Genomic DNA, 8,328 nt, shown 5'->3' with positions numbered 1-8,328 from the left:
AACTCAACACTCGACCCCGACAGACCCTCAACTGGCAGAATCCAACCGAAAGACTCAACGAACTCCTCGTTGCATCCACCGACTGAAACCGCCGCGGTTTTCGCCTGATCTTGCGCGTACTCGGCGGGTGGTCAGGAGCCGTTGCCGGAACCGGAACCGGTGCCCGAACCGGTTCCGGAACCCGATTGGCCGCCGAAGCCGTTGCCGGACTGGCCGCCGAAGCCGCCGTTGCCGCCGAACTGGCGCGGGGTGAAGTTCTGGTTCGTGCCGAAGCCGGCGCGCGCTCCGCCTTCGATGGCGTGGGCGGTGAAGTAGCCGCCGAAGAAGACGACGACGAGCACGGCGACCGCGCCGACCGCGAGCGCGGTGTTCTGCGCCCAGGTGGGCCAGCGGTGGAGGACGCTGCCGTGCGACTCCCTGGCCGGGGGCACGGGGCCCTGCGGCGCGTAGTGCGGCGCGGGCGGCGCGTACTGCGGCGCCGGCTGGCCGTACTGCGGGTCGGGCTGCCAGGGCTGGCCGGGGTTCGGGGTTGTGGTGCTCATCGGTGCCCATTCCTCTCTAGGGACTCTGCTCTCGGTGGACTTTCTGCCGTGAGGATGCCGCCGCCCGCTCCGGAGGCCCTATGGCGATTCGATGCGTCCGCTGGGAATCGCGCGGACGCTCCGACACCCGGCATTTCCGCGGGACGCGCCGCTATACTTCTCGGGAAATGGACGACCCTCCTTCTGCCAGCCCATTCCAACCGTTGAGCCCGCCCGAGCGGGGTGGTCGCCGTGCTCTCTGAGTGGATCATGCTGGGGGTCGGCCTCCTCCTGACCGTCGGCACCGGCCTCTTCGTCGCCAGCGAGTTCGCCCTGGTGAACCTCGACCGCGGCGACCTCGAAGCGCGGCGCGAGCGCGGCGAGTCCCGGCTGAGCATGACGATCGCCGCCCTCAAGATCACCTCGACCCACCTGTCGAGCGCCCAGCTCGGGATCACGCTGACAACGCTCCTCACCGGTTACACGATGGAGCCCGCGATCAGTTCGCTGCTGCGCGGCCCGCTCACCGCCCTCGGCCTCCCGGACGGCGCGGTCGTGGTGATCGCGTCCGTGGTCGCGATCACCGTGGCGACGCTGCTGTCGATGATCCTCGGCGAGCTGGTGCCCAAGAACTTCGCGCTCGCGCTGCCGATCGCGACGGCCAAGCTGGTCATCCCGTTCCAGACCGTCTTCACGACGGTGTTCCGGCCGGCGATCTTCGTGCTGAACGGCACGGCCAACGGCTTCCTGCGGATGCTCGGCATCGAGCCGAAGGAGGAGCTGTCGGCGGCCCGCACCGCCGACGAGCTGTCCTCCCTCGTGCGGAGGTCGGCGAGCGCCGGCGTGCTGGAGGCCGACACCGCCACGCTGCTGAGCCGCACGCTCGCGTTCGCGTCGCGCACCGCGTCCGACGTGATGACCCCGCGGCCCCGGGTGGAGGCCGTCAAACGCACCGACCCCGCGCAGACCGTGATCGGGCTCGCCCGCAGCACCGGCTACTCGCGCTTCCCCGTCATGGACGAGGACGTGGACGACGTCGTCGGCTTCGTGCACGTCAAGCAGGCCGTCGCCGTCCCGCGCCAGCGCCGCGCGCGGGTGCCGGTCTCCGCCCTCCAGACCGAGGCGCTCCGCGTCCCGGAGACGATGACGCTCGACACCCTGCTCGGCGAGCTCCGCGGCCGCGGCTACCAGATGGCGGTCGTCGTGGACGAGTACGGCGGCACCTCCGGCATCGCGACGCTGGAGGACCTGGTCGAGGAGATCGTGGGCGACGTCGCCGACGAGCACGACCGAACCCGGGCCGGCGTGGTCCGCGGCCGCGACTCCATCACCTTCCCCGGCATCCTGCGCCCGGACGAGCTGCTGGAGCAGGCCGGTGTGACCGTTCCGGAGGAGGGCCCGTACGAGACGGTCGCCGGCTTCGTCATGAACGAGCTCGGCCGCCTCCCGAAGGTGGGCGACGAGGTCCTGATCGACGGCGGCACGCTGCGCGTCGAGCGGCTGGACGGGCGGAGGGTCGACCGGATCCGCTACACGCCCGATCCGGACGAGCCGCCGACGGGAGGTGCCGCATGAGCGACTGGGCCGGCATCGCCTGGCTGGTGGTGCTCCTCCTCGTGAACGCGTTCTTCGTCGCCGCGGAGTTCGCGGTCATCTCCGCGCGCCGCTCGCAGATCGAGCCGCTCGCCGAGCGCGGCAAGCGCAGCGCCAAGACCGCGCTGTACGCGATGGAGCACGCGACCCTCATGCTCGCGACCACGCAGCTCGGCATCACCGTGTGCTCGCTGCTGATCCTGAACGTCTCCGAGCCGGCCATCCACCACCTGCTGGAGGTCCCGCTGCACGCGACGGGCTGGTCGGAGGACGTGATCGGCACGGTGGCCTTCATCATCGCGCTCGTGCTGGTGTCGTTCCTGCACGTCGTCTTCGGCGAGATGATTCCGAAGAACATCTCGTTCTCGATGCCGGACCGGGCAGCGCTGCTGCTCGCGCCTCCGCTGGTCGGGATCGGCCGGGTCGTCCGCCCGATCATCGTCGCCCTGAACGCGAGCGCGAACGCCGTGCTCCGCCTGTTCCGGGTGGAGCCGAAGGACGAGGCGGCCAGCACCTTCACCCTCGACGAGGTCGCCACGATCGTGAGCCAGTCGACGCGGGAGGGCCTGCTGACCGACCGGATCGGCGCGCTGACGGCGGCGTTCGAGTTCACCGAGAAGAAGGTGCGCGACGCGATGGTCAAGCCGGAGACGCTGGTCTCGCTGCCGCCCGCGCCGACACCCGCGGATGTGGAGAAGGCCGTCGCCAAGTACGGCTTCTCGCGCTACGTCGTTCCGGACGCCGGCGGCGAGCCGACCGGCTACCTGCACCTGAAGGACGTGCTCGACCTGGAGGAGACCGGCTTCGACCTCCCGGTGCCCGTCAAGCGGATCCGCCGCCTGGTCACGGTGTTCATCGACTCCGACCTGGAGGACGCGCTGGAGAGCATGCGCCGCACCGGCAGCCACCTGGCACGCGCGGTCGACGGTGAGGGCACGACCGCCGGCGTGGTGTTCCTGGAGGACATCATCGAGGAGCTCGTCGGCGAAGTGCAGGACGCGACGCGGCGCCCCTAGACCGTTCTGTTCAGGGGGCCAAAGCCTCCACCGGCGAGTAGCATGCCGCGCGGAAAGAAGAGGAGGAATTCTCATGTTGTCGTCGAGCAAGACGTACTCCGTCCTTCCTGCTTCGGACCTGGCGCGCGCCACTGCGTGGTTCCGCGACAAGCTCGAGCTCGAACCGGAGGACACCAGCGAGCAGGGGGTCCGTTACCGCACGGGCGGGGACTCCTGGATCTACATCTACGAGACATCCAACGCCGGCACCGCGCAGAACACCGCCATGTGCTGGCTGGTGGACGACATCGTCGCCGAGATGGACCACCTGCGCGGCAGGGGAGTGCAGTTCGCGGACTACGACTTCCCTGGCCTGAAGACCGAGAACGGCGTGGCGACGGACGACACCGGCATGTCGGCCTGGTTCCAGGACAGCGAGGGCAACTACCTCTGCCTGACCCAGCCCAGCACGCCTATGTAGCCGGGCCCGATGTGAAGCCGCGTCAGTCGCGCCAGACCGCGCGCAGGTACTGCGGCGGCCAGTAGTCGATCCTGACGCCGAGCTCGTGAGCGGCCCGCAGCGGGAAGTGCGGGTCGCGCAGGAGTTCGCGCGCCAGCATGACCGCGTCGGCGCTGCCGCCCTCCACGATGTCGGCCGCCTGCTGCGGCGTCGTGATGAGGCCGACCGCACTGACGTCCACCTCGGCCGAGCTGCGCACGTGCTCCGCGAACGGCACCTGGTAGCCGGGCTGCAGCGGGATGCGCACGCCGGTCTGGATGCCGCCGGAGGAGATGTCGAAGAAGTCCGCGCCGGCCTCCTGCGCCCAGCCGGCGACGGTCGCGGTCTGCTGCTCGTCCCAGCCGCCCGGCGTCCAGTCGCTGCCGGAGAACCGCACGAACAGCGGGAGGTCGTCGCCGATCTCCTCGCGCACCGCGGCGACGACGCGCAGCAGCAGCCGCGCGCGGTTCTCGAGCGAGCCGCCGTACTCGTCGGTGCGGTGGTTGGCGATGGGGGAGAGGAACTCGTGCAGCAGGTAGCCGTGCGCGGCGTGCAGCTCCACGATGCGGAAGCCCACGTCGACCGCGCGCCTGGCCGCTGCGCGGAAGTCGGCGACGATCGTGTCGATTTCGGCGAGGTCGAGCTCCTGCGGTACGGCCAGGTCGCCGAACGCGATCGGTGAGGGCGCGACGGCCGTCCAGCCGCCCTCCTCGGCCGGGACCGAGCCGTGGCGGTCCTCGAAGCCCCAGGCCGGCCAGCTCGACGCCTTGCGGCCGGCGTGCGCGAGCTGGATGGCGGGCACCGCGCCCTGCGACGCGACGAACTCCACGATCGGCCGCCAGGCCTCCGCCTGCTCGCCGGACCAGATGCCGGTGTCCCGCGCCGAGATGCGGCCCTCCGGGCTGACGGCCGTCGCCTCCGTGAAGACGATCCCGCTGCCTCCCGTCGCGAGCGTGCCCAGGTGGACGAGCTGCCAGGTCTGCGGCACTCCCGTGTGGTCGAGCACGGAGTACTGGCACATCGGGGAGGTCCAGATCCGGTTGCGGACCGTCACACCGCGCAGGGTCAGCGGGTCGAAGAGCGAAGTCATACTCGTTACTAAGCCGCCAGAGTCTGGAGATATGCCCGGAGGTCGTCCGCCGAGGTGTAGACGTGCCCGGCGATCCCGAGCGCGCGGGCGCCCTCCACGTTCTCGGCCTTGTTGTCGATGAACACGGTCTGGGCGGGCGTCACGCCGAGCTCGGCCATGACGTGCTCGAAGATCTCCGCGCTCGGCTTCACCGTACCCAGCTCGCCGCTGACGAACACCTGCTCGAAGAGGTCCCCGAGCGTGCCGTGCCGGAAGTAGGAGCCGAAGTCGCGGCCCGCGTTCGACAGCAGCGCCAGCCGGGTGCCGCCCTCCTTGAGGTCGAGCAGCACCTGGAGGGTGTCGTGGTCGATGCTCAGCCAGCTGCGGAAGTCCGCGAGCCACAGCCGGTGGATCGTCGCGTCCTCCCAGCTCTCGCCGAGCTCCCGCTCGATGCCGCGCCAGTACTGCTGGATCGACACCGTGCCCTGGTCGAGCGCATTGCGGTGCCGCCAGTACGCCGGCCAGAACTGCTCGGCGTCGCCACCGGCGATCCCGACGAGCGCGGTGCGGTCCGCGTCGCTCGGGGTGACCGAGATGACCTCGCCGTAGTCGAAGACGACCACCGAACCGGGGATGGAGATGCTCACGACTTCAACCTATCGTGGGCCAGGGATGTTCGATGGAGGAGATGGGCGAGGTTCGATGGAGGAGATGACGGTCCCGTCCGACCTGGCGGTGGGGACAGCCTGGAGCGGTGAGCTCGCCCGTGGCTGGATCGCGGTGCCCACCGAGTCCGACGACAAGTACTCGCGCGGAGTGCTGGGGATGGTCACCGGCTCCGCGCGCTATCCCGGCGCCGCCGTGCTCGGGGCCGAGGCGGCCGCCCGCACCGGCGTGGGGATGATCCGGTACCTCGGCGCCGAGCGCGCCGCCCGCGAGGTGCTGCACCGCAGGCCCGAGGTCGTGTCGGCGCCCGGACGCGTGCAGGCCTGGCTCCTCGGCTCCGGGATGGACGCCGACGACCGCGACGACGACGACCTCCGCCGGCTCCGCGAGGCGCTCGACGACGGGACCCCGCTGGTGATCGACGCCGGCGCGCTCGACCTGGTGATGCGTGCGAGCGGGCCGGTCGTGATCACCCCGCACTACCGCGAGCTCTCGAAGGCGCTCGCCGCGGCGGCCGACGACGGCGCTGTGACGCCGGAGCCCGACGAGATCCGCCAGGACCCGGGAGGCTGGGCCGAGCGCGCGGCCTCCGCCCTCGGCGCGACGGTGCTGCTGAAGGGCCACACCACCCACGTCGCCACCCCGGACGGCTCGCGCGTCGCCGTCACGGCCGGGCCGCCGTGGCTCGCGACGGCCGGCAGCGGCGATGTGCTCGGCGGCGTCCTCGGCGCGCTCGTCGCGACGCACGCCGACGCCGTCCGGGACCGCGGGCACGAAGCGCTCGCGGCGCTCGCGGCGACCGCCGCCTGGGTGCACGGCCGGGCGGGCGAGGCAGCCTCGCAGGGCGGCCCGGTGGCAGCCCTCGACGTGGCGGAGGCCGTGCCGGTGGTGCTGCGGAGGCTGCTCGCGGGAAGCTGAGCGACCTCGCACGCTCGCGGCCCTCCCGGGGCGGCACCATCGATACCGGTCCCATAGGATGAGGCGCTATGGGGATAGACGCCGCGGGGATGGACGCCGCTCCGGTACCGGTTCCAGCGCCGCAGGACGCGTCGACTCTGCGCCGGATCGCGGCCAGCCCGCTGAGCCTGTGGATCGGCTTCCTCGTCGTCCACCTCGTCATCGGCGGCCTCGGACTCCTGCAGCACACGGGCCTCGGCGACGTCTTCTGGGTCTACAAGCCGTGGGCACAGCTCGCCGCGCAGGGCACCGAGATCGTCGGCCTCAACGCCGACTGGGTGTACCCGTTCGGCGCGATCGTGCCGATCATGCTCCCGCTGCTGTTCGGCGACGACAACTACCTCGGCGGCTGGCTGACGATGGTCATGCTGCTGAACGCCGCCGCGTTCGCCGTCCTCATCGTCGGACGCGAGCCGCGCCGTCTGGTCGCCGCCTGGTGGTGGCTGGGCTTCCTGCTGCTCCTCGGCCCGATCGCGGTCGGCCGCCTCGACGCCGTCTCCGGCTCGCTCGCGATCGTCGGGCTGCTCTGGCTGACCTTCCACGAGCGCGCCGCCGTCGTGGTGCTGACCATCGCCACCTGGATCAAGGTCTGGCCGGCCGCCATCATCGTCGCCGCCGTGATCGCGATGAAGACGCGCTGGCGGATCGTGGTGACCGGAGCGGTGACCAGTCTGATCATCGTCGCCGTGCCGCTCATCTTCGGCGGCGGCATGCACGTCCTCAGCTTCATCACGGCGCAGACCGGCCGCGGCATCCAGATCGAGGCGCCCGTCGCGACGTTCTGGATGTGGCAGGCCGCCTTCCACGTGCCCGACGCCGTCGTCTACTACGACAGGGACCTGCTCACCTTCCAGGTGACGGGCCAGGGGACGGTGGAGGCCGGCGCCCTGATGAACCCGCTGCTCGCGCTCACCGTGCTGGTCGTCGCGCTCGTCGGCATCCGCTCGCTCCGGCGCGGGACGCCGTACACGCGCATCCTCCCGGAGCTGTCGCTGGCGCTCGTGACGGCGTTCATCGCGTTCAACAAGGTCGGCTCGCCGCAGTACATCGTCTGGCTGGCCGCCCCGGTCGTGATCGGGCTGGTGTACCAGGGCCGCGGGTTCAAGACGCCGGCCATCCTGGTGCTGACCACGGCGGCGCTCACCCAGCTCATCTATCCGTACCTGTACGACGGCCTCCTCGTGCCGCTGCCGGCGATGGTCGCGGTGCTCACGGCGCGCAACCTGATGTACTTCGTCGTCCTCGGCTGGACCATCGGGGCGCTCTGGCGCAAGCGGCACAGGGATGAGGCGGCGGGCGATCTGCTCCCGGCGCACGCGTGGCCGTTCCGCTCGGCGCCCGACGCGCAGCCGGTACCCGTGAGCGAGGCGCCCTAACCCGGGCTCGCGTCTGCGCTCCCTCCTAGACTGGTTCGGGCGCCGGACGTACCATCCCGGTGCACGACAGAAGGAGGGGATCATGCTGGTCGCATTCTCAGTTGCTCCGAGCGGAGGAGAGGCGCCGGACGCCTCGGTGCACGACGCAGTCGCTGCTGCGGTCCGGATCGTCCGCGAGTCGGGCCTCCCGAACCGCACGAACTCGATGTTCACCGAGCTCGAGGGCGAGTGGGACGAAGTCTTCGACGTGATCCGCCGCGCGACGGAGGCCGTCGGCGCCTACGGCACGCGCGTTTCGCTCGTGCTGAAGGCCGACATCCGCCCCGGCCACCACGGCGAGCTCGACGGCAAGGTCCAACGGCTGGAGGCGGCGCTGCGGCGGGGCGAGTCCGAGCCGCAGGCGGAGTGATGGACCCGGTCGTCCTCTCGATCGTCTGGTTCGTGCTGGCTTACGGCTGGCCGATCTACCTGCCGGTGCTCGTGCTCGTCGCGGGCACCCTCACGGGCGCCGTGGTCGTCGCGATCGTCGGCGCCGTCCGCTCGGGCTTCCGCGCGCCGCGGCCGCCCGAGGACGACGTCGACGTCGCCGAGTTCTTCGCCACCGAACCGCCGAGGGGCACGTAAACGCCCCTAAAACGCGGTTTTAGGGGCG

At 71.0% G+C, this 8,328-nt stretch carries 10 protein-coding genes; 7 read left to right on the top strand and 3 right to left on the bottom strand.

Annotated elements, in window-relative coordinates:
- Positions 1-131 precede the first annotated feature (131 nt).
- Positions 132-542, bottom strand: a complete 411-nt coding sequence (locus ACFQ9V_RS20600; RefSeq protein ID WP_382460976.1) for a hypothetical protein — start codon at positions 540-542, stop codon at positions 132-134.
- 249 nt (positions 543-791) lie between these two features.
- Between ACFQ9V_RS20600 and ACFQ9V_RS20595 the strand changes: the two genes are divergently transcribed.
- From ACFQ9V_RS20595 to ACFQ9V_RS20585, 3 genes are all read left to right on the top strand, one after another.
- A complete protein-coding gene (locus ACFQ9V_RS20595; protein WP_382460977.1) occupies positions 792-2,096 on the top strand; it encodes a hemolysin family protein in 1,305 nt (434 codons plus the stop codon).
- Positions 2,093-3,130: a hemolysin family protein gene (locus ACFQ9V_RS20590; protein WP_382460975.1), complete on the top strand. Its 1,038-nt coding sequence runs from the start codon at positions 2,093-2,095 to the stop codon at positions 3,128-3,130. The genes ACFQ9V_RS20595 and ACFQ9V_RS20590 overlap by 4 nt, the downstream gene beginning before the upstream one ends.
- 73 nt (positions 3,131-3,203) lie before the next feature.
- The gene (locus tag ACFQ9V_RS20585) at positions 3,204-3,590 is read left to right on the top strand and encodes a VOC family protein (protein ID WP_382460974.1); all 387 of its coding nucleotides are present in this window, start codon (positions 3,204-3,206) and stop codon (positions 3,588-3,590) included.
- Between the two features lie 22 nt (positions 3,591-3,612).
- Here ACFQ9V_RS20585 and ACFQ9V_RS20580 read toward each other — a convergent pair whose 3' ends face one another.
- Positions 3,613-4,698 carry an NADH:flavin oxidoreductase/NADH oxidase gene (locus ACFQ9V_RS20580; RefSeq protein WP_382460973.1) on the bottom strand — a complete coding sequence of 362 codons (1,086 nt, stop codon included), beginning with the start codon at positions 4,696-4,698 and terminating at the stop codon, positions 3,613-3,615.
- Between the two features lie 8 nt (positions 4,699-4,706).
- The gene (locus ACFQ9V_RS20575) at positions 4,707-5,324 is read right to left on the bottom strand and encodes an HAD family hydrolase (RefSeq protein WP_382460972.1); all 618 of its coding nucleotides are present in this window, start codon (positions 5,322-5,324) and stop codon (positions 4,707-4,709) included.
- Positions 5,325-5,388: 64 nt separating this feature from the next.
- Here ACFQ9V_RS20575 and ACFQ9V_RS20570 point away from each other — a divergent pair, with 64 nt between their 5' ends.
- The 4 genes from ACFQ9V_RS20570 to ACFQ9V_RS20555 all read left to right on the top strand — a co-directional run bounded on the left by ACFQ9V_RS20570 (position 5,389) and on the right by ACFQ9V_RS20555 (position 8,300).
- Complete coding sequence (locus ACFQ9V_RS20570; protein ID WP_382460971.1) at positions 5,389-6,261, top strand: NAD(P)H-hydrate dehydratase; 873 nt, start codon at positions 5,389-5,391, stop codon at positions 6,259-6,261.
- Between the two features lie 68 nt (positions 6,262-6,329).
- Positions 6,330-7,676: a hypothetical protein gene (locus ACFQ9V_RS20565; RefSeq protein ID WP_382460970.1), complete on the top strand. Its 1,347-nt coding sequence runs from the start codon at positions 6,330-6,332 to the stop codon at positions 7,674-7,676.
- 82 nt (positions 7,677-7,758) lie between these two features.
- Positions 7,759-8,085: an MTH1187 family thiamine-binding protein gene (locus ACFQ9V_RS20560; RefSeq protein ID WP_382460969.1), complete on the top strand. Its 327-nt coding sequence runs from the start codon at positions 7,759-7,761 to the stop codon at positions 8,083-8,085.
- On the top strand, positions 8,085-8,300 hold the full coding sequence (locus ACFQ9V_RS20555; protein ID WP_382460968.1) for a hypothetical protein: 216 nt from the start codon (positions 8,085-8,087) through the stop codon (positions 8,298-8,300). The genes ACFQ9V_RS20560 and ACFQ9V_RS20555 overlap by 1 nt, the downstream gene beginning before the upstream one ends.
- The last annotated feature ends 28 nt before the right edge of the window (positions 8,301-8,328 follow it).

This window comes from Leifsonia sp. NPDC056665 (genome assembly GCF_042791795.1).
Lineage (GTDB): Bacteria > Actinomycetota > Actinomycetes > Actinomycetales > Microbacteriaceae > Leifsonia.
This window is presented reverse-complemented; position numbering and strand designations above follow the sequence as displayed.